The organism is Pseudomonas sp. S2_E02 (genome assembly GCF_054668355.1).
In genome coordinates this window covers 1,408,497-1,432,498 of sequence record NZ_CP162761.1, presented here as the reverse complement: position 1 = coordinate 1,432,498, position 24,002 = coordinate 1,408,497, and the positions used below count along the sequence as shown (strand labels likewise).

The window sequence follows — 24,002 nt, the reverse complement described above, 5'->3', positions numbered from 1 at the left end:
TAGGAGCTGCCGCAGGCTCGGGCCGCGATCGGACGATCTTTTGATCTTTTTTAACGATCAACATCAAAAGATCGCAGCCTGCGGCAGCTCCTGCAGTTTCAGTATTATCAGCTTTTGATCATCTCCCGCACTTTGGCGGTCAACAGGTCGAAAGTGAACGGTTTGGTGATCATCTGCATCCCCGAATCGAGGAACCCGCCACGCACCGCCGCGTGCTCGGCGTATCCGGTGATGAACAGGACCTTCAGACCTGGCCGATATTGTCGACCAACCTCCGCCAGTTGCCGACCGTTCATGCCCGGCAGGCCGACATCACTGATCAGCAGATCGATGCGCTGCGTCGAATTCAGAATCGGCACCGCGCTGTCAGCATCCCAGGCCTCGACGAAGGCATAACCCAATTCACCGAGCACTGCGCAAACCAGCACGCGCACGGCCGGGTCGTCTTCGACGATCAGCACGGTTTCGCCGTCAAGCGCATCCGGCAATTGCGGAATATCGGCGACGGGGCTGGCCAGTTCTTCGCCGCGAAAGCGCGGCAAGTACAGCCTGACCGTGGTGCCTTCATCGATCTCGCTGTCGATCGAGACATGGCCGCGTGACTGCTTGCTGAAACCGTAGATCATCGACAGGCCCAGTCCCGTGCCCTGGCCGATCGGTTTGGTGGTGAAAAAAGGGTCGAACGCACGGTTGATGACACTTTGTGGCATGCCACTGCCGTTGTCGGTGACGCTGAGCATCACGTAATCACCGGGTTCGAGGTTGTTGTAGGCCTCGGTGAATTCGCGCTTGAGCACCTGGTTGCTGGTCTCGACCACCAGTTTGCCGCCGTCGGGCATAGCGTCGCGGGCATTGATCACCAGATTGAGCAGGGCGCTTTCCAGTTGATTGGGGTCCGCCTCCGCAACCCACAGATTGTCGTTGAGGCGCATGTCCAGTTGAATGCTTTCGTTGAGGCTGCGTTGCAGCAGTTCGCCCATGGACTGCACCAGGGTGTTCATCTGCACGGCTTTTGAATCGAGCGACTGCCGACGGGAAAACGCCAACAGGCGATGGGTCAGACCGGCGGCACGGTTGGCCGAAGTCACGCCCAGATCGATCAGGCTGTCGAGGTCATCGGTGCGACCACGGGCCAGACGTCGACGCAACAACTCAAGACTGCCGATGATGCCAGTGAGCATGTTGTTGAAGTCGTGGGCGATACCACCGGTGAGTTGGCCGACCGCTTCCATTTTCTGCGATTGGCGCAGCGCTTCTTCGTTGTGGCGCAGTTGCGCGGTGCGCTCTTCGACCTGTTGCTCAAGGGTTTCCAGGGTCGATTGCAGGCGCCGTTCGCTTTCACTCAGATCGATCAGCCGGTCGCGGGCTTCGTATTGTCGTCGACGGCCGCGCAATGCGGCGGAAACCATACTGACCAGCGTCGCCGGATGAAACGGTCGCTCAAGGAACGTCACGTTGCCCAGCAGATCGCTGAGGCGTGAGGAGGGGCCTTGTTCCTGACCGCCGTGATGGGTCAACAGCACAATCGGCAGATCCGACCAGGCAGGTTGCTCTTGCAGATAAAGGAACAGCGCTTCCTGTTCCGGCCCGCGCAACGCTTCAGCGGCGACCAGCAACAGACCGGCACCGATTTCCAGTTCCGTACACAACGAACTCAGACTCGGAGTGACGACTCCACCGTAACCCGCCTCGTTGAGGATCATCTGCGCAATCTGGCTGTCGCGACCCACGGGCGCGAGAATCAGCGCCCGTTCGGCCAGCGGAACCTCGACCGTCACAAGCGCTCTTCCTGCAACAACGGATTACTCGCGCCGAGGTAGGTGGGGACGCCGCGCAGTACACCCTGAAAGGCTTCCAGCGGTTCGCCGATGGTCATGCCTTGCGTGGAAATGCGGTATTCACGAATGGTCGATTCGTGGCTGCCGGTGCGTTTCTTGATGATCGAGATCGCGCGGCGGACTTTGCCCAGTGCTTCGAAGTAGCGCAACAGAATCACCGTGTCAGCCAGATAAGTAATGTCGACGGGCGCTTGCATGTCGCCGACCAGACCATGCTGGGCAACCGTCATGAACGTCGCCGCGCCTTTGCGGTTCAGGTACAGCAACAGTTCGTGCATGTGCAGCACCAGCGCGTTTTCTTCCGGCATTGCTGCCTGATAGCCGTTGATGCTGTCGATAACCACGGTTTTGATTTGACCTTCATCGACGCAGCGCCGCACGCGGTGGGAAAACTCGCCCGGTGACAGTTCGGCGGCGTCGACCTGTTCGATCAACAGATTGCCGGTCGCCTGCAAGGCCTTGAGGTCGATGCCGATGTTTTTCATGCGCTCGAACAGCAGGCCCAGTTCTTCATCGAAGATAAACAGTGCGGCTTTCTCGCCACGGAGCACGGCAGCGGCGGCGAAGATCATCGAGATCAGCGATTTACCGGTACCGGCAGGGCCGAGAATCAGCGTGCTGGAGCCGGTCTCGATGCCGCCGCCGAGCAGGGCGTCCATTTCCGGGATGCCACTGGACAGTTGCAAGCGCGCATAGTCGCCACGGTGTTCAGCCGCCACCAGACGCGGGAACACGTGCACGCCGTCGCCCATGATGGTGAAGTCGTGGAAACCGCCGCGATATTTCTGGCCTCGGTACTTGACCACTCGCACGCGTCGCCGTTCGGCGCCGTAGTTAGGCGTCAGCTCTTCGAGGCGAATCACCCCGTGGGCCACGCTGTGCACGGTTTTGTCGAGGGATTCGGTGGTCAGGTCGTCAAGCAGCAGAACCGTGGCGTTGTAGCGCACAAAGTAATGCTTGATGGCCAGAATCTGGCGGCGATAACGCAACGAACTCTGCGCCAGCAAGCGGATCTCCGACAGGCTGTCGAGCACCACACGCGTGGGCTTGAAGCGTTCGACCGCTTCGAAAATCTGCTTGGTGGCTTCGCCCAGTTCCAGGTCGGAGGAATACAGCAGGCTCTGTTGGTGTTCAGCATTGAGCAGGCTTTCCGGGGGCGTCAGCTCGAAGATCTTGATGTTGTCATCCAGCGTCCAGCCGTGCGACGACGCCCCTTGCCTCAGTTCGCGCTCGGTTTCCGAGAGCGTGATGTACAACGAGCGTTCGCCGGCTTTCGCGCCGGCCAAGAGGAAATGCAACGCGACCGTGGTTTTGCCGGTTCCGGGCTCACCCTCCAGCAAAAAAACATGACCGCGAGACAAACCACCGGCCAGGATGTCATCCAGACCCACAATGCCGGTAGCGGCTTTCGCACTGATCAACTCGTTAGAAGTAGACAAAAAATGCCCTCTCATGACTAAGGGAAGCGAGGCCGCCAACTAATTGAGCGGCCTGATTAACTTGACCCTATGGCGTGATGGCAGTTCCGAAATTCCTTGCCGGATGTGTCCAACGAGCGGTCAAAAGTACTTCAGAGGCCTTGCTGTAACTCAGGATCATCCGGGTTCAGTTGCTCCAGTTGCGCCAGCAGGATCTGCACATTCTGCAGTTGTCCGCTTTCCTTCCAGTAATTGATCAGCAAGACCCGCGCCTTGCGGTCGGCGGGGTGGCGCTGGACGATTTCCTGCAACTGCTTCTGCGCCGCTTCCAGTTCTTCGGCGCTGTGCAGGGTGGTGGCGAGGTCGTAGCGATAATCCTTGTTGTCCGGCTCAAGCTCCACGGCTTTGGACAAACCGAGCAGGGCGTATTCGCGCTGATCGTGGTGCAACAGCCAAAGGCCCAAGGCATGTTGCAGATAAGCCGAGTCAGGTTGTGCCTTGAGTTGCTGGCCCAGCAATTGGCGGGCGGCATCGGTTTGGCCCTGGCGATCGAGGACATCGATCTGCATCACCAGCGCCTGCAGATTGCCGGGATCCAAGCGCAGGGTATTCTCAAGCGCGACCTGTGCCTCCTTGAGTTCGGCGTTGTGTAGATGCAGTCGGGCCAGTTGCGCGTAGTTGCCAGCGCTTTCCGGCAATGCCTTGAGCGTTTGCTCCCAACCGTCGATCGCTTGTTGCAGCGGCGCGAAATACAGCCCCAGCTCATCCGGGGTCAAGCCGAGCAGGGCGTTGATCGCGGCGAAGCGAACAGTTTGATCCTCATCCTCGAGCATTGGCCCGAGCAACAGGCTCCGTTGCCCGCCCGGCACCAGTCCGACCACGCTTTTGATCGCCGCCAGCCGCACGGCGGGGGATTCGTTTTGCAGGTCTGTGTCGGCCAGCTTCAACGCCTGTGGACTCGGGTAGTTAGGCAGCTCGCCATGCAGCCACACGCGGCGCTTGACCGAAATGTCCGGACGGCCCAGTTGCTGATACAACTGACGCGCCGCGCCCGGTTGACCCTTGCGCGCGGCATCCAACGCCTCGCTATAGCCGTGTTTGATCGCATCGGGTATGACCGGCACGGTGCTGCGCACGGACAACCACGCGACAATGACGACAAGCACAGGGCCCAGGCTGATAAGCAAGTAGCGGCGAGACTGAGGCATGCAGGTTTCCGAAACAGGCGTTCTTGAGCAGAGCGGCAAGCTTCGGTCAGCTTCGGCCATGAGTCAAACTCTTGCATGCGAATCGCCCTACAAACTGCGTCGACTCAGTTACCCGTCAGTCTTTCGTTGCAGTGTCTACGCTTGCAGAAGTCGCTTCGATGAGTGTGCCCATGCAAGCCCTGTTCAATTACTTCAAGGCCGTGATTCACCCTGGTCAGGCCGTCCTGCTGTTTGCCCTGCGGACCATTGCGGCGGGGTTGCTGACGCTGTATCTGGCGTTTCTGTTCGATCTCGATCAGCCCAAGTGGTCGATCATGGCGGTGGTCATTGTCAGCCAGCCGTTGGCCGGGATGGCGCTGGCACGCAGTTTCGGCCAGGTGATCGGCACGACGCTTGGGGCAGCGGTGGCAGTAGTGATCATGGCGATCTTTCCCCAGGCCCCGCTGCCATTCATTACCACCCTGGCCCTGTGGCTGGCGCTGTGCACGGCCGGCGGCACGTTGCTGCGCTACACCAGCTCGCAAGCGTTTGTGCTCAGTGGTTACACCGCTGTGGTCGTGGCGCTATTGGCAATTCCCGACCAGGACGGCACGTTTCTGTTGGCGGTAACCCGCGTCACGGAAACCTTGCTGGCCGTGGCGTGTGTATGTGTGGTCAGTCTGCTGACGGCGCGGCCGCAAGCGGTGGCCAAGGGGTATTTCGCCAAAGTCGATCAGGTGATCAAACTGGCCGCCAGCCATGCCGCCGCCGTGCTTCGTACGGAAGAAAGCGAAGTGGAGTTCCAGCGCCGGCAAATGCAACTGCTCGGCGAGATCAGCGCCCTTGAAGGCCTGCGGCGGCACTTGTATTTCGATGCGCCGCGCTTGCGCAGCGCCAGCCATCTGGTGCTGCTGTTGGGCAACCAACTGATGCTGCTGACCTCTCGGTTGACCGCATTACGTCATCAGCGCGAACTGCTTACCGAACGCTGGGAAGGCGATCTGCCGCTGGACATCCAGCGCTTGCGCGCCGAAGAGCTGGCGCTGCTCGATCAGTTGGCGGAGCAGGGGCGAGCGCTGCCCGAACCCGCACGCCAGCACTTCGTCAAGCTGCAACAACAGTTCGAGGCGTTGGCGTATCAGGCCGAGCAGTTGACTGAAGACATGAGCGCCACCTTGCGCTCGCTGGCCTGGGCGCTGCGCTGGGAACAAGCGCGGCTATTGCAGCAACTGGAGCAAATCCTTGAACTGAGCGATGCGATTCAGGAAGGGCGCGAGGCCAGTTGTCTTTATCGCGGTCAGGTCAGCCCTCTGCATCTGGATTTCACCCTGGCGTCGATGAATGCGATCCGTGCGTTCACCGCGCTGCTGGTCGCCGGATTGATCTGGATCGAAACCGCGTGGGACGGCGCGCGGGGCGGGATGATTCTGGTCGGAATCCTCTGCTCGCTGATGGCGACGTTCCCGCGTCCGCTGATGGCCGCGCAGAGTTACGCCCGTGGCCTGGGGCTGGCGCTGGTGGTCTCGGCGTTCTACCAATTCATGCTGGTGCCGGCGATCAGTGATTTCGAGCTGTTGGCAATGTTGCTGGCGCCGCTGCTGTATGTGATCGCGATCGGTCTGGCCAGCCCGGCGACGGCAGGCATCGGCATGGGGCTGGGGTTGTCGAGTTTCCTGATGCTTGGCCCGCAGAATGTCGGTACCGGGCAGAACACCGCGATTCAATGGTTCGAATTTGCCGGCGCCTACGTCAGTGCGGCCATGCTTGCCCTGATCGTTTACGCGTGGATTTTCCCGTTTCGCCCGGCGTGGCGCCTTCGCCGTTTGTATAACGAAGCGCGCGAGCAGGTGTATGCGCTGACCAAAACGCCCGCGACCGATGAGCAACAGTTTGCCTTTGAAAGTCGCATGGTCGATCGCCTGACCAGCATGCTCGGCCTGCTGCCGGCGGTGAACAGCCGGCCCACGCAGCAATTGTATGAAATCAGCCTGGCTTGCGTAGCTCTGGGTGTAGCGATGCATCAATTGAGGCAGCAGGCACACAACAATGCATTGCTGACGGACGCTTTCAATCAGCGTCTGGCTTCGGCCGTGCGCAAGACCGGGCGCTTTGTCGCCGGGCGGCAGGACGTTCAACTGGCGCCATTGTTGGCCACGCTACACACATTGGGCGACGAGCTGGATGAATTGCACGTCGCCAGCCATGAACATGTGTGGTCGCTGTTTCGTATGCGCGTGGCCCTGCTGATCGTGGTGTCATTCCTGCAGCGCCACGGTGACGCTATCCAGCATTCTGTTCCGGAAGGAGAAGCAGCCCTTGCCCATTGATTTCGAGATAGGCGGTGTCTATCTGCCACCGATTGCTCAGGCGCTATTGTTGGCCATCCCGATATTCATGCTGCTGGACTGGGGATTGCGGCGTCTGGGCGTGTTGCGTCTGGTCTGGCATGAGGCGCTGTTCGAGGGCGCCTTGTATGCCTGTGTGTGTGCCACGCTGATTTTGCTGATGGGAGCCTGATGCCTTGAAAGTGCTATTCACGCGATTGATTACATTGGCAGTGGTGTTGCTGGCGATCGTACTCGGCTGGTTTGCCTGGGAACATTACACGCGCGCGCCATGGACTCGCGATGCCCGGGTCAGGGCAGACGTGGTGACGCTGTCGGCGGATGTGTCGGGGCGTATTGTCAGTCTGGCGGTGCAGGACAACCAGCATGTGCAGAAGGGGCAACTGTTGATGGAGATCGACCCGGCGCGCTACCGCCTGGCGGTAGAGCACTCGCGGCGTTCGGTGGAAGTGGCGAAGGCAACGCTGGGGCAGTCGCAAGCGGCCATTGTTGCCAGTGAAGCCTTGCTCAAGCAGCGGCAAAGCGAAGAGCGTCGGCGGCGTACGCTCAAGCAGGGTTTTGCGATTTCCGGGGAGGAGTGGGAGAAGTCCAGTACCGATGTGGCGGTGGCCCAGGCGGATCTGCTGCGCAATCAAGCCAATCTCGGCCTCGCAGAGGCGAACGTGCAGTTGGCGATTGCCGCAATGACCCAGGCCGAACTGGATCTGCAGCGCACCCGCGTCGAGTCCCCAGTCAGCGGTTACGTGACCAACCTCCTGACCCGTGAGGGTGACTATGCGGTGAGCGGCGGTGCTTTGTTGGCGCTGGTCGACAGTGACTCGTTCTACATCAGTGGTTATTTCGAAGAAACCAAACTGCCACGAATCGGCGAGGGCGATCGGGTACGCGTGCAATTGATGAGCGGGGAGACGTTCGGCGGCACGGTGCAAAGCATTGCCTTCGCCATTGCCGACCGCGAAAACGCACCGGGCAGTCGGCTGCTGGCCAACATCAACCCGAGTTACACCTGGGTGAAGCTGGCGCAACGGGTGCCCGTACGGATCGAAATCGATGGCGACTACGCCGGCAAAAATCGCCTGCGTGCGGGCACCACAGCGACCGTCACCGTGCTGGAAAACACCCAATCTGAGGAACACCGTTAACCCTGTGGGAGCGAGCCTGCTCGCGAAAGCAATGGATCAGCCCCGATGGTGTCGCCTGACACACCGCATTCGCGAGCAGGCTCGCTGCCACAAGATTTCATTGATCAAAAATAAAAAAAGCCCCGCGACCGAATGATACGCGGGGCAAAAAAATTGGTTGGTTGCGGCCAACCAAAGGAGCTCTTTAACAATCGATTACTTGCTGGCGACAGTCTCCGGTTGCCAGCCGCCGCCAAGGGCCTTGTAGATCGCGACGATGCCGCGATACAGGTCGACTTCGGCCTGGGCCTGACTGTCTTCGGCGTTCAGACGTTCACGCTGAGCGTCGAGCAGTACGAGGAAGTCCGTGGTGCCTTCGCGATAGCGGATTTCAGCCAGGTCAGCAGCCTTGCGGCTTGATTCACTCTGACGGATCAACGAGATCAGGCGTTGCTGACGCTTGCCGTAGTCGCTGAAGGCGTTTTCCGATTCTTCCAGTGCCAGCAGCACTTGTTGCTCGTAAGTCGCCAATGCGCCTTCGGCATCAGCATCGGCGCCACGCAAACGGGCGCGCACGCTGCCAAGGTCGAACGCTGCCCACGTAATGCTCGGGCCGAGTGCCCAGGCGTTGGCCGCCGAGGAACCGATCTGCGAACCACGCCCGGCCGTCCAGCCGAGGAAGCCGCTGAGGCTGACCCGTGGGAACAGATCGGCTTTCGCCACGCCGATACGCGCCGTGGCCGAAGCCAGTTTGCGTTCGGCGCTGAGAATGTCCGGACGACGCTGCAGCAGTTCGCCCGGATCACCAATCGGCAAGGCCTTGGCAATCGCTGGCAAGTGTTTTGGACTCAGGTCGACAGTCAGCTTGTCCGGACGCTCACCGAGCAGGGTGGCGATTCGGTTTTTCTGCCGAACCTGTTCCGCCTGCAACTGCGGCACGGTGGCTTCAACGTTGGCCAGACGCGCATCCGCGCGCTCGACATCGAGCTGATCACCGACACCGGCGTCTCTCAGGCTGATGGTGATCTTGCGCGACTCTTCTTGGTTTTTCAGGTTGGCCACGGCGATCTTTTCGCGCAGTTGCGCACCACGCAGTTGACCATAAGCGTCCACCAGTTCGGCAATCATGGTGACTTGCAGTTGGTACAGATCGGCTTCGGCGGCTTGCTGGTCGGCGTCGCTGGCTTCCAGATTGCGCTGAATGCGGCCAAACAGGTCCAGCTCCCAGGCCATGTCCAGACCGAGGTCATAGCGTTCGCTATTGACCCGGTCGGTGGTCTGGCCAGGGATTTGCCCCTTGGCCAGATCACTGCTGGCGCGGCTGGTGATGGTCGGCATCGCATCGTTGCTGGCGTCGTCGCGGATCGCCCGGGCGGCTTTCCAGCGGGCGAACGCCACGCGCAGTTCACGGTTGCCTTGCAGTGATTGGGTCACCAACTGGTTGAGGGTCGGATCGTCGAATTGCTGCCACCAGATGCCTTCGAATTTAGAACGGTCGAAGTTCTTTTGCCCGGCGGCGCCGTCGGTGGCGGCCGTGATATTGGCTGCCTCCGTGGCTGGGGTCTTGTAGTCGGGGCCGACGGCGCAGGCACTGAGGGCCAGCACCAGCAGACTCGGCAGGAAGACTTTCAGACTCATTGTTGCGCCTCCAGTTTCAGAGCTTTGGCCGCTTTGCGGGCTTCGCCGCGTTCGACAAAGTTACGGATCAGTACGTAAAACACTGGTGTCAGCAACAGACCGAAGAAGGTCACCCCGAGCATGCCGGAGAACACCGCCACACCCATGGCGTGACGCATCTCGGCACCTGCACCGCTGGAGAACACCAGTGGCACCACACCCATGATGAACGCGAAGGAGGTCATCAGGATCGGCCGCAGACGCAGACGGCAGGCTTCGAGTACCGCCGCGAGCGGATCGAGGCCTTCTTCCTGTTTGTCCTTGGCGAACTCGACGATCAGAATCGCGTTCTTACAGGCAAGTCCCACCAGTACGATCAAGCCGATCTGGGTGAAGATGTTGTTGTCACCGCCCGAGATGATCACGCCGGTGATGGCCGACAGCAGGGTCATCGGTACGATCAGGATCACCGCCAGTGGCAGGCTCCAGCTTTCGTATTGAGCGGCGAGCACCAGGAACGCCAGCAGTACGCAGAGCGGGAACACGAACAGCGCGGTGTTGCCGGACAGGATCTGCTGGTAAGTCAGGTCGGTCCACTCGTAGGTCATGCCGTTTGGCAGTTCATCCTTCAGCAGTTTCTCGATGGCTTTCTCGGCCTGGCCGGAGCTGTAGCCCGGGGCAGCCGCGCCGTTGATTTCTGCAGTGATGAAGCCGTTGTAGTGCATCACGCGATCCGGACCCGAGGTGTCGCTGACCTTGATGAAGGTCGCCAGCGGGATCATTTCGCCTTTGTTGTTGCGTACTTTCAGCTGACCGATCTGATCGGATTCGAGGCGGAACTGTTGTTCGGCCTGAACGTTGACCTGATAGGTGCGCCCGAAGCGGTTGAAGTCGTTGGCATACAGCGAACCCAGATAGATCTGCAGGGTGTCGAAGATGTCGCTGACGGCCACGCCGTGAGTCTTGGCTTTTTCACGGTCGATGGCGGCATCGACCTGAGGCACGTTCACGGTGTAGCTGGTGAACAGCCCGGCCAGTTCCGGCACGCTGTGGCTTTTGTTGATGATGTTCATGGTCTCTTTGTACAGCTCGTCGTAGCCCAGGTTGCCCCGGTCTTCGATTTGCAGGCGGAAACCACCAATGGTGCCCAGACCTTGTACCGGCGGTGGCGGGAAGATCGCCATGTACGCCTCTTGAATGTTCGCGTACTGGCCGTTCAAGGCTCCGGCAATTGCACCGGCGGACATGCTCGGATCTTTACGTTCGTCGAACGGTTTCAGGGTCACGAAGACGATGCCGGCGTTCGGGCTGTTGGTGAAACCGTTGATCGACAGGCCCGGGAACGCTACGGCGCTTTCCACGCCTGGCTGTTTCAGCGCCAGGTCGGACATGCGCTTGATCACGTCTTCGGTGCGATCCAGGCTAGAAGCGTCCGGCAACTGCGCGAAAGCCACCAGGTATTGCTTGTCCTGGCCGGGTACGAAACCGGTCGGGGTGCTGGAGAAACCGAAGAAGGTCAGCACCATCAAGCCTGCGTACAGCAGCAGGGCGATGCCGCTGCCACGGATAACCCGGCGCACGGTGCCGACATAACCATGGCTGGCACGGTCGAAGAAACGGTTGAACGGACGGAACAACCAGCCACCGAAGATCTTGTCGAGCACTTTGGAGAAGCGGTCTTTCGGTGCGTCATGGCTTTTCAGCAACACAGCGGCCAGTGCTGGCGACAGGGTCAGCGAGTTGAACGCCGAGATCACGGTCGAGATTGCAATGGTCAGTGCGAACTGCTTGTAGAACTGCCCGGTGAGGCCGGAGATAAACGCCGCCGGAATGAACACCGCACACAGCACCAGAGCCGTGGCAACGATCGGGCCGGTCACTTCACGCATGGCGCGCTTGGTGGCTTCGACCGGATTCAATCCGAGCTCGATATTGCGCTCGACGTTCTCCACCACCACGATGGCGTCGTCCACCACGATACCGATCGCCAGTACCAGACCGAACAGCGACAAAGCGTTGAGCGAGAAGCCGAACAGGTGCATCACCGCAAACGTACCGATCAACGACACCGGCACTGCAACCAACGGAATGATCGAGGCACGCCAGGTTTGCAGGAACAGGATCACCACCAGCACCACGAGAATCAGTGCTTCGAAGAGGGTGTGAACCACCGCCTCGATCGAGCCTCGCACGAAGATCGTCGGGTCATAGACGATGCTGTAATCCATGCCTTGCGGGAAGTTTTTCTTCAGCTCGTCCATCTTGCCGCGAACTTCGTTCGAGATGTCGATGGCATTGGAGCCTGGGCGCTGGAAGATCGGAATGGCCACTGCCGGCTGGTTGTCCAGCAACGAACGCAGCGCGTATTGGCTGGAGCCCAGCTCGACGCGAGCGATGTCTTTGAGTCGAGTGATTTCACCGTTGTCGCCTGCGCGAATAATGATGTTCTCGAACTCTTCCTCGCTGACCAGTCGGCCCTGAGTGTTGACCGACAGCTGGAAGCTCTGAGCATTCGGGGCAGGGGGTGCACCGAGTTGACCGGCCGCGACTTGACGGTTCTGTTCACGAATTGCGGTGACCACATCAGTCGCCGTCAGATTGCGCGAAGCGGTCTTGTTCGGGTCAAGCCAGACACGCAGCGAGTAGTCGCCCATACCGAACAGCTGCACGTCACCGACACCGTTCAGACGAGCCAGCTCATCCTTGATGTTGAGGATTGCGTAGTTGGACAGGTAGAGCATGTCGTAGCGCTTGTCCGGGGAGGTCAAGTGCACAACCATGGTCAGGTCGGGCGACGCTTTGTCGACGGTGATACCGATGCGCGTCACTTCCTCGGGAAGCTTCGGCTCGGTGCGGGTCACCCGGTTTTGCACCTGCACCTGCGCATTGTCCAGGTCAGTGCCCAGGGCGAAGGTGATGGTCAGGGTGATCTTGCCGTCGGCGGTCGACTGCGAGGACATGTACAGCATGTTTTCGACGCCGGTGATGGCCTGCTCCAGCGGAGCGGCCACGGTTTCACCGATGACTTTAGGGTTGGCGCCCGGGAAGTTGGCACGTACCACCACGGTTGGCGGCACGACTTCCGGGTATTCGCTGATCGGTAGCTGGAACAGCGAGATTGCACCGGCGATCAGGATCAACAGCGACAGCACCGCTGCGAAGATCGGCCGTGAAATGAAGAATTGGGAAAAATTCATCGGAGTTGTCGTCCCTTAACCGCGTGGGGTCGTAGCGGCCAGCTTCACAACCGAACCGGACGCGCCTTTGGCAGGAGCGACTTTGGGCAGGTTGCTGGCTTCCAGCGCTTGACGTTGTTGAGCGAGTGCCGCGATGGTCTGTTCGCTGGCCATCGGCACCACTTCAGGGGTAACCGGGGAGCCAGGACGAACCCGTTGCAGACCCTTGACGATGATCGTGTCGTCCTTTTTCAGGCCGGTACGGACGATGCGCAGGCCTTCGATCTTCGGACCCAGTTCAACGGCGCGGTACGCGGTTTTGTTGTCCGCATCCATCACCAGTACGAACTTCTTGCCCAGGTCAGTGCCGACCGCTTCATCGTTGATCAGCATGGCGTTGTAGGTGCCGCTGCCGACCAGTTTCAGGCGTGCGTACAGGCCCGGGGTGTAGGTGCCATCGCTGTTGTCGAACACCGCGCGACCACGGATGGTGCCGGTTTTCGGGTTGACCTGGTTATCGACGAAGTTCATCTGACCGAGGTGCGGGTTGCCGTCTTCGTTGGACAGGCCCATGTACACCGGGGTGGTCGCGCCGCGCTGACCGTTACGGGCGAGTTGGGTGTATTTGAGGAACACACGCTCGTCGGCGTCGAAGTAGGCATAAACACGGTCGGTGGAAACCACACTGGTCAGCGGCGTGGTGTCGGCGGTCACCAGGTTACCGGCGGTGATCTCGGCACGGCTGACGCGGCCACTGATCGGCGCGGTGACGCGGGTGAAGCTGAGGTTCAGTTTGGCCAGATCCAGTTGCGCTTGCAGGGCACCGACGGCGGCGCGGGCTTCTTGAGCGGCGCTGGTGCGCGAGTCAGCCAATTCGGCGGAAATGGCGTTGCTGGCACGCAGGCGTTCACCACGACCGGCTTCGTTTTCACTGCGGGTGGCGTTGGCGCGGGATTGAGCGACCAGGGCTTCGAGGCGGCGTACCTCAGCCTGGAATGGACGCGGATCGATCTGGAACAGCAGGTCGCCTTTCTTGACCAGTGCGCCTTCAGTGAAAGCGACGTCATCAATCTGGCCGGAGACCCGTGGACGGATTTCAACGGTTTCCGGCGCTTCGAGGCGCCCGGTGAATTCGTCCCACTCGTTGACCGGTTGCTCGAGCACCTTGGCCACGCTGACTTTCGCAGCGGGCATAGTGGCGGCAGTCTCCGGAGTCTTGCCGCAGGCGCTCATCACCAGTACGGCCAACATGGCCAACGGGAAGCGCAAATGTTTGAGTGACTGTTCCATGGATGCATCCGCCAATGTATTGAAGATGGGCGGATGATGCTCGGCGGGGTGTGATGGCACGAATCGAATGAAGCAAAGGTAACTATCATTCGGAATGATATAAGACCCGAACGAGCCCTCTAGCATGCACCTTTCGTTAGGTGGCTATCAATCTACTTGGTGGCAATTCTCTGTTGCCTGACCTGCAAAAGTCAGGAGCGAGGCTGCGCGGCGGGGATTACGCGGGGATTAAAAATGCCGAACCCGCCACGGCGGCGGGTTCGACAATGCGGTCAGAGTTTCGGCAACTGGCCGATGCGTCCGATCATTTCCGTCACGATCTGCAGATCCAGCTGGAATTGCTCCACAGTCTTGAACTCGCCATCGGTGTGACCGGTGTATTTCACGTTCGGCATGGCCAGACCGAATTGCACGCCATTCGGCAATTCATGCACCGAGGTGGCGCCAGCGGAGGTGCCGAACTCGTGTTTCATGCCGAGGTTTTCAGTCGATACCGCCAGCAGCGCCTTGACCCATTCACCTTCAGGGTTGCGGTACATCGGCTCGGCGATCGAATAGTCGAAGGCAACGGCTACATGGCTCTTCTTGCTCCACGCCGCCAGTTTCTCAGCGATTTCAGCTTTGAGCTTCTCCGGCGACTTACCTTTCGGAACGCGCAGGTTGACCGCGAGTTTGAACGCTTTTTCGTCCATGCCGACGTAGGTCAGCGAGGTCGTCAGCGGCCCCATGAAGGCATCGGAGAAACCGACATTCAACTTGTTGCCCAGGTAATCCAGACCCCAATTGTCGGCAGCGTAAAGTGCGGCATCGGTGATGTGGTTGTGCTTGAACGCGACTTTGCCATCAAGGCTATTGATAAAGACCAGCATCCGCGCGACCGGGTTGACCCCGGATTCGGGCTCGGAGGAGTGCGCAGATACGCCAGTCACGGTGAGTTTGACGTCTTTGCCGTCGACCTTGGCGCTCACCTGGAAATCGCCGCCATTGCGCTTGGCAAACTCGTCACCGGCCTTTTGCAGACTGGCGGCCAGTTCCGCAGGCTTGTCGGTTACCAGGGTGGCGACCGACGCCGACGGAATCTGGTTGGTTGCCAGGCCACCGGTCATCGAGATGATTTCCGCGCCTTTGCCTTCACCTTTGCGCTTGGCAAAGTTAGCCATGACGGTGCCGTAGCCTTTCTCGGCAATCACCACCGGGTAGCCGCCGTCCAGCGCCAGGTTGTAGTTCGGCGTCGGGTTGCGTTCGAAGTAGTAAGGGATCGCGTCGCCCGTGGTTTCTTCGGTGGTGTCGACCAGCAACTTGAAGTTGCGCACCAGCGGCAGTTTTTCTTCCTTGATGACTTTCATGGCATATAGCGTGACGACGATGCCGTTCTTGTCATCCTCGGTGCCGCGACCGTACATGCGATCGCCAATCAGGGTGATCTTGAACGGGTCGAGGCGGGTGCCATCCTTGAGCACCCAGTTTTCCGGCGTCACCGGCACTACGTCGGCATGCGCGTGAATACCAACCACTTCATCACCGCTACCGTCGAGGGAGATCTCGTAGACGCGGTTGTCGATGTTGCGGAATTTCAGATTGAACGACTCGGCGAGACTTTTGATCTTCGCCGCGATCTTGATGAATTCCGGGTTGTCGTGCTGCTCAACGCCGTCCTTGCGAAAGGTCGGGATTTCCACCAGTTCGCGCAGGGTTTCAGTGGCGGCAGCGCTGTATTTCGCTCGCGTGTAGAGACCCAGCAGACGATAGATTTCGTTCTGCTGATCGGCGTTTAAAGTCTTGTTATCGAGATAGGCACCAATCGCCGGACCAATGTCTGCGGTTTTCGCCAGATCGCTCTTGCTCAGGCTGCCGAGGAACTGACGGAAGTCTGTGGCTTTGTCTGCACTGTAAGTCTTGAGAATTTCAGCGCTCTGCTGCGGGGTGATATTCGCTTGCGCGGGCGCCGTGAACACGGCAAGACCGGCCAGCATCAACGTGGTGGCAGCCAGTTTTTTGAAAGGGACATTCATTACGAAGGGCATTCCTTTGCAGGGCAGTGAGTTAGGCGTGTCTCAAGGTTGAGACACATACGCTTACAACCTAACACCGTGTCAGAGCCTTGCGGGAGTCCTGAAAGGGGATGTGTCGCACAAAAATGCAAAAGGGGCGCACAAATGAAAAACTATTTCGAGGAGATATATCCGTGCCAGTGCTAGTGATGGCAACATGCAATCAACTCAAAGGATGGGATGGCAATACGTGGCGTCTAACTATTTTACCCGCGACCAATTCGACTGTTTGAGTGCATGGCACGAGAAGGTCTTTGACAAGGCCGACGATTCACATAAGCGAGCGTACCGTCAATTGTATGAGGCTTATGAAATTACCAGGCAATGGGCGTATGCACTGCAACGGCGTGTATTCCCGAACAGCATTGACCCGCAAGTGTTTCGCCGGCCCATAAGTCAGTGGCACAAGAAGTTTTTGGGCTACAACTGGGCACGAATCTATCCTCGTTCGGACGCTCCTCAAGGCTTGGCTTATACCGTCGGTATCGATGCCACTTGGGGCTTTGTCGTCAAACTTGATCTGGTCGATAAAAAGATCACAGATCCCACGTTGCGCGAGCGCTATGAAAAGTTGCGCGGCCCTTATCAGTTATCACCTATTGTTGCGACCTTGCGGGCTGAAGAAGGCTTGGCGCGGGGCTTTCAGGGAATTGTCGACTGGAGTGCCGATGCCATTACAAAATTTGAAATTGGATACGATGATATGGCTCAAGAGCTTGGCTTGAACACAGACGCCGATGTTGCGGCGCTACTGAGGCATTTTCGGGTAAGCAAGGATTTCAGAGAGCGGCAGCCGAACTGGGGTCGCGACAATACAAGTTTATTCGCCCGATTAGCCATTGCGATTCACGAACTGGGCTTTGATTGGTGGTCTACAAAGGCCACGAATTCACAACTGGTATTCGGCGGAAAGGAGAAAAACGCGGAAAGAGGCTCATCGGCGGGGGTGTTGTTTTTGCGAAAGGACCGTGTGCAGGTCCTATGGGTGACATTCGCTGGCTTGAACCCGATACCGCAATATCAGGACCTGAGTGAAGAGCTCGTTGCGTCAGTCGAAGCGGCAAATTCCCAAAAAAGCGCAGTCGGCCCCAAGCGTGGTCAAAAGTCCATCCGAACCGGTTACTGGCCTGACGATTACAGCAGCGAAGAAGAGGCCGACGAAGAGGCCGACGAAGAGGAAGGTGCACAGCCAATTAACCCAGTAGCGCTCGTGGGGGCTACCGCCCCGCGCAACGAAATCTATTTTGGCCCTCCGGGCACCGGCAAAACCCGCACATTGCAGAAGTTGCTAAGTGGGAAATACACGTCCGCCGAAGGGATAAAGCGCTATGAGTTTGTCACCTTCCACCAGTCCTACGGCTACGAAGAGTTCGTTGAAGGCCTACGTCCGGTGCTTGTCGATTCCGAGGGGCTGACGGTTGATGAAAGGGCCGAATCCGTCGCTTCAAAGGACGTCCGCTACGAGATCAAAAAGGGTGCCTTTCTTCGACTGTGCGAAGAGGCTGAGGCTAACCCGCACCAGCAATACGCAATGGTGATTGATGAGATCAATCGCGGCAATATCAGCAAAATTTTCGGCGAATTGATCACGCTGATCGAAGTCGACAAGCGTAAGGGTGGGGAATATGAGGTGACACTGACATTGCCCTACTCAGACCACCCATTCAGCGTGCCCTCGAATGTTGACGTCATTGGCACGATGAACACCGCCGATCGCTCGCTGGCGTTGGTTGATACGGCATTACGCCGCCGCTTTGAATTTTTCGAACTGATGCCCGATCCGAGTGTATTGAAAGAAATCGTGATTGTCAGAGGGGAGCATGAAATCCATCTTGATCGTTTGCTGACGGCACTTAACGCACGCATTGAGGCATTGTATGACCGTGAACACACCATCGGGCACGCGTATTTCACGTCCTTGAAAGATGTTGCCGCTGTGGCGCGTTTCGAGGCGCTCGCCACCATTTTTCGGACGCGCATCATTCCGCTGCTGGAGGAGTATTTTTTCGAGGACTGGCAAAAAATCCGTCTGGTACTGGGTGATAACCAGAAAGCTGACGGCGGGCTTCAATTTGTCCACGAGTTGAAAGTCGACAGGAGTTCCAAGGCTCTGTTCGGGTCCAATCACGATCTGGATGAGTACTCGTTGCGCCCTCAGTACCGCTTGAATAAAGCGGCGCTTGCTAACCCGCAAGCCTACGTCGGCGTCTATGCGACGTTCACTGAATGACGGCGATACAGATTTTCGAGTTCGATACGCTGGTTGCGTCGGATGAAGGTGCCATTGGCAAAAGCGTACCCCCGAAAGTATTCGGCTGGCTGGAAGAGCAATGCCTGACGCCTGACGAGAGCGCTCCGGTCTGGTTGAAACTGACCAGCCGCAACGGCCGGCGCGCAATTCGGTTCAGCAATTACGTGGGTGTGCTGCGGGCTCCCTGCGGTTATCAAATAGAGATTCTGCCCAAGATCGGTCGCAATATGTCGGCGGCCAAGTCACGCGCAAAGCTGATCGATATGCTCAAGTGTCTGCGGGGGTTTCGCCATATCAAGACACTGAACGCTGATCTGCAAATGGAGCACATGCCGCTGCTGGAGGTGTTCCTGCAACAGTTTCTTGAGGCTGTACGCCAGGTCGTAAAGAGGGGAGTGCGCAGCGACTACAGTGCTCGTCAGGGTAATCTTTCCAGTCTGCGCGGCAAGCTATTAATGGCGCCTCACCTGGCGCAGAATCTGCTGCGCCGTGACCGGTTTTTCACTGAATACGACGAATTCATCCAGGATCGCGCAGAAAACAGGCTCATTCATAGCGCCCTGCGCAAAGCGCTGTCGATGTGCAAAGCGCCCGACAATCAACGATTGGTGCGCGAGTTGTGTTTTGTTTTTGCCGAGGTGCCGCTGTGTAGCGATATCGCCCAAGACCTCAAGCGTATCCGGCTTGATCGAGGTATGGCCTATTACGGGCCGGCGCTTGATTGGGCACGGTTGATCCTGCAAGGCGACAGTCCGGTGACAGGGGCAGGCAAGCACGACGCGCCATCCTTGCTGTTTCCAATGGAGGCGCTGTTCGAAGCCTATGTGGCGAAGCACCTGAGAGCTCAAGTCCGGCAGGGTTTCAATCTGCGCGCCCAGACCAGCAAGCAGCATCTGGTGAGCCACCAACAACAACGCTGGTTTCGCCTAAAGCCAGATCTGCTGATCGAGCAGAGCGCACAAACGCTCATGGTGCTCGATACAAAATGGAAGCTTCTGGACAGCGTCAAAGGCAACAGTCGAGACAAATACCTGCTCAGCCAGACCGATTTTTATCAGTTGCACGCCTATGCACATGTCTATCTCAAGGACGCCGGGAATGTAGTGTTGGTGTACCCGTGGACAGATTCATTTACTGCGCCTTTGCCGGTATTCGACTTCAGCAGCTCGGATGACCTGAAGCTCTGGGTTCTGCCGTTTTGTATCGAGAGCCGCAAGTTGTTGCTGCCGGAGACGTCTCCCCTTGATGAATTCCTCTCTTCCTGAACGCAATATTTGAAGGTGTCTATGCGACACAGGTGAACTTGACAGTTGTGATGGCAAAATGCAATTTGTCGGGCTGAATTGGATCCAGCCGAAAACCAACAGGGAACGATATGAGTAAGGCTCAAGATTTTTCCAAGCTTTATGCTCGCGTAGCCAGCGACATTGCCACCGCGCTGGAGGATGTCTCCAGGCTGGATGTGAGTAATGACAAGGGCAATGCTCACCTTGCCAGCGTCAAGGAAAAACTCGGCGAAATGAAGTCGCGTTTTGACGGCGAGATTTCCTATCTGGAAAAGCACGCCGAGTGGGACAACTTCACCATTGCCTTCTTTGGTGAAACCAACGCCGGCAAGAGCACCATCATCGAGAGCTTGCGCATTCTCTTCGAGGAGAAGAAACGTCAGGCCCTGATCCAGCGTAATCAGGCGACCGCCGCTGATATTCAAGCGGTGTTCTCGCACAAAAGTGATGAGCTCATCGAGGAACTCAGTACTCGGTATGTGAGTTTCTGCGAAGACATTGCTGCACTGGGCGATGACATCGGCGCTCTGGTCAATCAGACCCAGCGTGATCTGCAGACAACCCGCCAGCAGCTCGAACACACTCAGCAGGATTACACCTACTGCAAAGAGCGGCTGAGCCTGGCCGTTAGCGATCTCGAGAGCACTCGCCAAGCCTTGCAGGGTACCGAAACATGCTTGGCGGAAAGCCAGAAAAACCACGCTCAGGCTCAGGGTGAACTGCAGCAAACAGCCTTGCATCTTCAGGGCGTGCGTAGCGATCTTCAGCGCCTTGAGCAACAGCTGGTGGAGAAGGGCGGGCAGTTGCAGGCCACTCAGGCGCAACTGAGCGAGTGCCAGCGTCAGGGTGAGGCAACCCGCCTATCGCTGGAGCAGCGGGCAAAAATGAAGCTGGTAGTCGGACTGGCGGGAGGGGTTGTGATGGGAGTCATTGCAGGTGCCTTGGGTTATGCGCAGTTGCTGTGAGCCCTGGCATTGATGGCCACGCAATTACCTTCCCTTCGTAGAATCCGGACCTACTCATGCACGAACAACATTCCTTGAGCGAGCTGGTGAGCGGCAGGCTGCCAACCCTCCTCAAACAGCAGAAAGAACTCGAGCGTCTGCAGCGTTGCGCAGGCCAGGTCGACGGCGAGATCGTCGGCACCGGCCAGGCAGACTTCACCCAAGACAACGTGATCTACCAGTTCAGCCACCAAGGCAAGAACTTTCACCTCATCGACGTGCCTGGTATCGAGGGTAATGAGTCGAAGTACGAAACCATGGTTCAGGCGGCCATCGCCAAAGCCCACTTGGTGTTCTACGTAAACGGTACCAACAAGAAACCAGAGGCCGAGACCGCCCGGAAGATCAAGCACTACCTCAATCGTGATGCCAAGGTGTACGCCATTTGCAATCTGCGCGGCAAGGCGGACTCCTACGAGTTCGACAGTGATCGCGAATCTCTTGAGCGTACGCATAAAGATGCCGTCGCGACCCGCGAACAGACCCGTGAAGTGCTGGAAGACATATTGGGTGCGGAGCTGGTCAGCGGCTGCCAAAGCCTGCAAGGGCTCCTCGGTTTTACGGGGGTTGCATTCGACGAACGTGGCCTGACCAGTATTCATCCTGATCGCACCGACCTGCTCAAGTCGCAGCGTGCCTACAAACAAGACTTCGTTAGCCAACAGGCGATGCGCAGCTTCAGTCAGTTGGATCAGTTGCACCAGGTCATCGGCAATGGCTGCGCCAATTTTGAGGTCGACATCGTCGAAAGCAACAAGCGCAAAGTACTGCGCCTGCTGCAAGACACTATTGCGGATCTGCAAAGACAACGAGACGAGCATCAGGCGGTCTGCGTCAGGATCGGCGTGGAAGTTCTGGAGTGCCAGGAGGTCATTCGCAAGAGCTTTCAGGAGCAGGCGAGCAGTTTCACCTCCAAGCGCAACAGCGCATTGGACCGTTTTTTCAATGATCTGACGTCGGCGGCTCGCGAGGCTGTCGAAGTGCACTTCAGTGACAAGGACGATGTCGAACGTGTCATTCAGCGACACGTCAGTGACGGACAGGCGAAACTGTCCGAAAGGCTGGAGGAGATCCAGGAACAGTTGCTTGAAGACCTGTCTCAGACTATTGAGCGAGCAGTCAAACGCCTGCACGAAAACGCTGAGCGGGTGAGCTTTCAGCAGCGTTTAAGCGACGCGGCGAACAGTTCAATTTCACTGTCCAGCGCCATGGACTCCATCAGTTTCAACTTCTCCGACATGGGCAGCTTCCTGCTAAGTGTCGGCGGCTATGCCCTGAGTGGATTTGGCATCGGTACGGTGTTTCCCGGGATAGGCAATATCGTCGGCGCGATCGTGGGTGGCCTTTTCGGTCTGTTTGCTGCGGGGCTGAGTTACCTGTTCGGTGGTCGCGGCAAAAAGATTGCCGAGGCGCAAGAGCAAGTCGCCAAAGCTATCAAAGCCGAGCGTGAGAACGTCACGAAGACCTTCAAGCGTGATACCGAAGAGATGCTGGCGAAGATCAAGGACAAAATCGAAGGCTCGGTATTGAGCCAACTAACGGACGAACGACGCAAAATGGCCGACGTGACCCGTTTGTTCGATGAAAAGATTGCTTCAATTCAAGCGCTGAAAGACGAAGTGGGAGATAGACCCTATGGAACAATTTAAACAGTTCAACGCCAGCAAGAGTGAGGTGATCAAGTCGCTCGACAACCTCCAGAAACTGGTGGGCGCGCTTGAAGCGCTTGGGCTGGACGTCTCTCAGGACATCGAAAAAATCAAGAAGGCGATTGGCGACGTGCAGTCCGATGCCTTGCGTATTGCTTTGCTCGGCGCGTTTTCCGACGGCAAGACCAGCGTCGTTGCCGGCTGGCTGGGTCAGGTCATGAAAGACATGAAGATCGACACCAATGAGTCCTCGGACGCATTGGCGATCTATCGCCCTGACAACCTTCAGGACCGTTGTGAGATTGTCGACACCCCCGGCCTGTTCGGTGACAAGGAAAAGGCAGCCGAAAATGGCGCTCTGGTGCAATACGGCGATATCACCAAGAACTACATTTCCGAAGCGCACCTGATCTTCTACGTGGTCGATGCCACCAACCCGCTCAAGGAAAGCCACCAGGACATCGTCCGTTGGGTTCTGCGCGATCTCAACAAATTGAGCTCGACCATCTTCGTCATCAATAAAATGGATGAAGTAGCCGATCTGCGCGATACCGAAGAATTCGAGCAGCAAAGCACAATCAAAAAGAACAACCTGCTGGATAAGTTGCAGCGTTTTGTCGACCTCTCTGCGGCCGAGCGTGAAGCGGTCAACGTGGTTTGTGTAGCCTCCAACCCCAATAGCCGTGGGCTGGAATTCTGGCTGGAACAAAAAGACCTGTATGACCAGCGTTCGCGGATCAGCGAGCTCAAACAGGTTACCCAGCAGGTACTCGACGGCAGCGGTCGTGAAACCCTGATCAAGAAGACCGGCATCGATGTCGTGCGTGATGTGCTGGGCAAAAAAATCGCCCTGGCTCAGGACGAGTTGATCAAGTTCAAGTTGTTGGCGGATAACCAGCGACGTGATTCGGCACGCATCCAGGAGGATATTGCCGAGGGCAAGCGTAAGATTCTCGCGACTGTCGGCAACCTGTACGAGGAGCTGAACAACCTCGAGACTGATTTGCTCAACAGCATCCGCACCTTGCCGCGTGACCAGGTTCACGCCTTCCTCGAATCGCAGATCGGTTTCTCGAACAATGATATCGGCGAAAAGCTGCGCTTTCGCATTGATCACCTGTTCAGCACCGCTTTCAACCAGTCTTCAAGCATCATGAGCGGCATCAGTGCCAAGATCGAGCATCAACTCGACAGCTCTTCAGACTTCGCTGACAGCATCACCGCATCGGCTCTGTCAGCATCGAGCCGTGCGCTGACGGCCGTATCGAAAATTCCTGTTGAAAGCATCAAGAACGGCGTGTTCCTGGCCCGCGAGACGCTGAAAAACCTCACCGGCTACGTCTACAAATTCAAACCTTGGGAAGCGACCAAGCTGGCCGCCAATATCAGCCGTTGGGCCGGGCCGCTGGGTGCGGGTATTCAGGTGTTGACCGACGTCATCAGTGTGGCCCAGCAGCAGCGTGCGGAAACCGAGCTGAAACAGCTTCAGGGTGATCTGGCCGAAGTGGTCAAAAGCCACTTCGCCGAGCCGATGAAGCTGCTCATGGATCACGAAAAAGTGATGGATATTTTCGCCCCGCAGATCAAGGCGTTCGAGAAGATCCTGGTCGAGCAGGAAGCCAGCCTCGACAATCTGCGCAACCGCCAGGCTCAACTGGCAGAGCTTGAGACGCACTTGAGCCAGGCGTTTGGTTCGCAAAGTGTCATCGAGGGGGAGTACGGAGTGGTTTGATCCGGTAAGCCTGGCCAGCAGCAGTTGGCCAGGCTCT

15 protein-coding genes are annotated in these 24,002 nt (G+C 58.0%); 8 read left to right on the top strand and 7 right to left on the bottom strand.

The features are described 5' to 3' along the window. Positions 1 to 107: 107 nt before the first annotated feature. The 3 genes from AB4O01_RS06290 to AB4O01_RS06280 form a co-directional block, all read right to left on the bottom strand. Entirely contained in the window at positions 108 to 1,778 is a 1,671-nt protein-coding gene (locus AB4O01_RS06290) for an ATP-binding protein (RefSeq protein WP_460091026.1), read from the bottom strand. Continuing rightward, on the bottom strand, positions 1,775 to 3,277 hold the full coding sequence (locus AB4O01_RS06285; protein WP_093431272.1) for an ATPase domain-containing protein: 1,503 nt from the start codon (positions 3,275 to 3,277) through the stop codon (positions 1,775 to 1,777). Before AB4O01_RS06285 ends, AB4O01_RS06290 begins: the two co-directional genes overlap by 4 nt. Before the next feature lie 131 nt (positions 3,278 to 3,408). Continuing rightward, positions 3,409 to 4,464, bottom strand: coding sequence for a tetratricopeptide repeat protein (locus AB4O01_RS06280; RefSeq protein WP_460091025.1), 1,056 nt, complete (start codon positions 4,462 to 4,464; stop codon positions 3,409 to 3,411). Between the two features lie 170 nt (positions 4,465 to 4,634). Here AB4O01_RS06280 and AB4O01_RS06275 point away from each other — a divergent pair, with 170 nt between their 5' ends. Genes AB4O01_RS06275 through AB4O01_RS06265 form a run of 3 tightly spaced genes read left to right on the top strand, consistent with a single transcriptional unit; the run spans position 4,635 to position 7,930 of the window. Further along, a complete protein-coding gene (locus tag AB4O01_RS06275) occupies positions 4,635 to 6,770 on the top strand; it encodes an FUSC family protein (RefSeq protein WP_460091024.1) in 2,136 nt (711 codons plus the stop codon). Then, positions 6,760 to 6,960 carry a DUF1656 domain-containing protein gene (locus AB4O01_RS06270; protein WP_007914938.1) on the top strand — a complete coding sequence of 67 codons (201 nt, stop codon included), beginning with the start codon at positions 6,760 to 6,762 and terminating at the stop codon, positions 6,958 to 6,960. The genes AB4O01_RS06275 and AB4O01_RS06270 overlap by 11 nt, the downstream gene beginning before the upstream one ends. Before the next feature lie 4 nt (positions 6,961 to 6,964). Further along, positions 6,965 to 7,930: an HlyD family efflux transporter periplasmic adaptor subunit gene (locus tag AB4O01_RS06265; protein ID WP_186621554.1), complete on the top strand. Its 966-nt coding sequence runs from the start codon at positions 6,965 to 6,967 to the stop codon at positions 7,928 to 7,930. 195 nt (positions 7,931 to 8,125) lie between these two features. Here AB4O01_RS06265 and AB4O01_RS06260 read toward each other — a convergent pair whose 3' ends face one another. The 4 genes from AB4O01_RS06260 to AB4O01_RS06245 all read right to left on the bottom strand — a co-directional run bounded on the left by AB4O01_RS06260 (position 8,126) and on the right by AB4O01_RS06245 (position 16,004). Continuing rightward, positions 8,126 to 9,547 carry an efflux transporter outer membrane subunit gene (locus tag AB4O01_RS06260; RefSeq protein WP_460091023.1) on the bottom strand — a complete coding sequence of 474 codons (1,422 nt, stop codon included), beginning with the start codon at positions 9,545 to 9,547 and terminating at the stop codon, positions 8,126 to 8,128. Beyond that, positions 9,544 to 12,723: an efflux RND transporter permease subunit gene (locus AB4O01_RS06255; protein WP_099759239.1), complete on the bottom strand. Its 3,180-nt coding sequence runs from the start codon at positions 12,721 to 12,723 to the stop codon at positions 9,544 to 9,546. Before AB4O01_RS06255 ends, AB4O01_RS06260 begins: the two co-directional genes overlap by 4 nt. Positions 12,724 to 12,738: 15 nt before the next feature. Beyond that, the gene (mexE, locus tag AB4O01_RS06250; RefSeq protein ID WP_460091022.1) at positions 12,739 to 13,992 is read right to left on the bottom strand and encodes a multidrug efflux RND transporter periplasmic adaptor subunit MexE; all 1,254 of its coding nucleotides are present in this window, start codon (positions 13,990 to 13,992) and stop codon (positions 12,739 to 12,741) included. Between the two features lie 272 nt (positions 13,993 to 14,264). Continuing rightward, positions 14,265 to 16,004: a dipeptidase gene (locus tag AB4O01_RS06245; protein ID WP_460091021.1), complete on the bottom strand. Its 1,740-nt coding sequence runs from the start codon at positions 16,002 to 16,004 to the stop codon at positions 14,265 to 14,267. 196 nt (positions 16,005 to 16,200) lie between these two features. Here AB4O01_RS06245 and AB4O01_RS06240 point away from each other — a divergent pair, with 196 nt between their 5' ends. From AB4O01_RS06240 to AB4O01_RS06220, 5 genes are all read left to right on the top strand, one after another. Further along, on the top strand, positions 16,201 to 18,273 hold the full coding sequence (locus tag AB4O01_RS06240) for an McrB family protein (protein WP_460091020.1): 2,073 nt from the start codon (positions 16,201 to 16,203) through the stop codon (positions 18,271 to 18,273). Next, entirely contained in the window at positions 18,270 to 19,559 is a 1,290-nt protein-coding gene (locus AB4O01_RS06235) for an McrC family protein (protein WP_460091019.1), read from the top strand. Before AB4O01_RS06240 ends, AB4O01_RS06235 begins: the two co-directional genes overlap by 4 nt. Before the next feature lie 110 nt (positions 19,560 to 19,669). Beyond that, a complete protein-coding gene (locus tag AB4O01_RS06230) occupies positions 19,670 to 20,545 on the top strand; it encodes a hypothetical protein (RefSeq protein ID WP_460091018.1) in 876 nt (291 codons plus the stop codon). A 56-nt stretch (positions 20,546 to 20,601) separates the two neighbouring features. Beyond that, positions 20,602 to 22,233 (top strand): GTPase, encoded by a 1,632-nt coding sequence (locus tag AB4O01_RS06225; protein WP_460091017.1) that lies wholly within the window; start codon positions 20,602 to 20,604, stop codon positions 22,231 to 22,233. After that, the gene (locus AB4O01_RS06220) at positions 22,220 to 23,965 is read left to right on the top strand and encodes a LeoA/HP0731 family dynamin-like GTPase (RefSeq protein WP_460091016.1); all 1,746 of its coding nucleotides are present in this window, start codon (positions 22,220 to 22,222) and stop codon (positions 23,963 to 23,965) included. The genes AB4O01_RS06225 and AB4O01_RS06220 overlap by 14 nt, the downstream gene beginning before the upstream one ends. Positions 23,966 to 24,002: the final 37 nt, after the last annotated feature.

Bases quoted from the DNA above. Each gene is read 5' to 3' on its own strand.
- AB4O01_RS06220 (WP_460091016.1), top strand. From the start codon at position 22,220: ATGGAACAATTTAAACAGTTCAACGCCAGCAAGAGTGAGGTGATCAAG.
- AB4O01_RS06225 (WP_460091017.1), top strand. From the start codon at position 20,602: ATGCACGAACAACATTCCTTGAGCGAGCTGGTGAGCGGCAGGCTGCCA.
- AB4O01_RS06240 (WP_460091020.1), top strand. From the start codon at position 16,201: ATGCAATCAACTCAAAGGATGGGATGGCAATACGTGGCGTCTAACTAT.
- AB4O01_RS06275 (WP_460091024.1), top strand. From the start codon at position 4,635: ATGCAAGCCCTGTTCAATTACTTCAAGGCCGTGATTCACCCTGGTCAG.
- AB4O01_RS06235 (WP_460091019.1), top strand. From the start codon at position 18,270: ATGACGGCGATACAGATTTTCGAGTTCGATACGCTGGTTGCGTCGGAT.
- AB4O01_RS06245 (WP_460091021.1), bottom strand. From the start codon at position 16,004: ATGAATGTCCCTTTCAAAAAACTGGCTGCCACCACGTTGATGCTGGCC.
- AB4O01_RS06280 (WP_460091025.1), bottom strand. From the start codon at position 4,464: ATGCCTCAGTCTCGCCGCTACTTGCTTATCAGCCTGGGCCCTGTGCTT.
- AB4O01_RS06255 (WP_099759239.1), bottom strand. From the start codon at position 12,723: ATGAATTTTTCCCAATTCTTCATTTCACGGCCGATCTTCGCAGCGGTG.
- AB4O01_RS06230 (WP_460091018.1), top strand. From the start codon at position 19,670: ATGAGTAAGGCTCAAGATTTTTCCAAGCTTTATGCTCGCGTAGCCAGC.
- mexE (WP_460091022.1), bottom strand. From the start codon at position 13,992: ATGGAACAGTCACTCAAACATTTGCGCTTCCCGTTGGCCATGTTGGCC.
- AB4O01_RS06260 (WP_460091023.1), bottom strand. From the start codon at position 9,547: ATGAGTCTGAAAGTCTTCCTGCCGAGTCTGCTGGTGCTGGCCCTCAGT.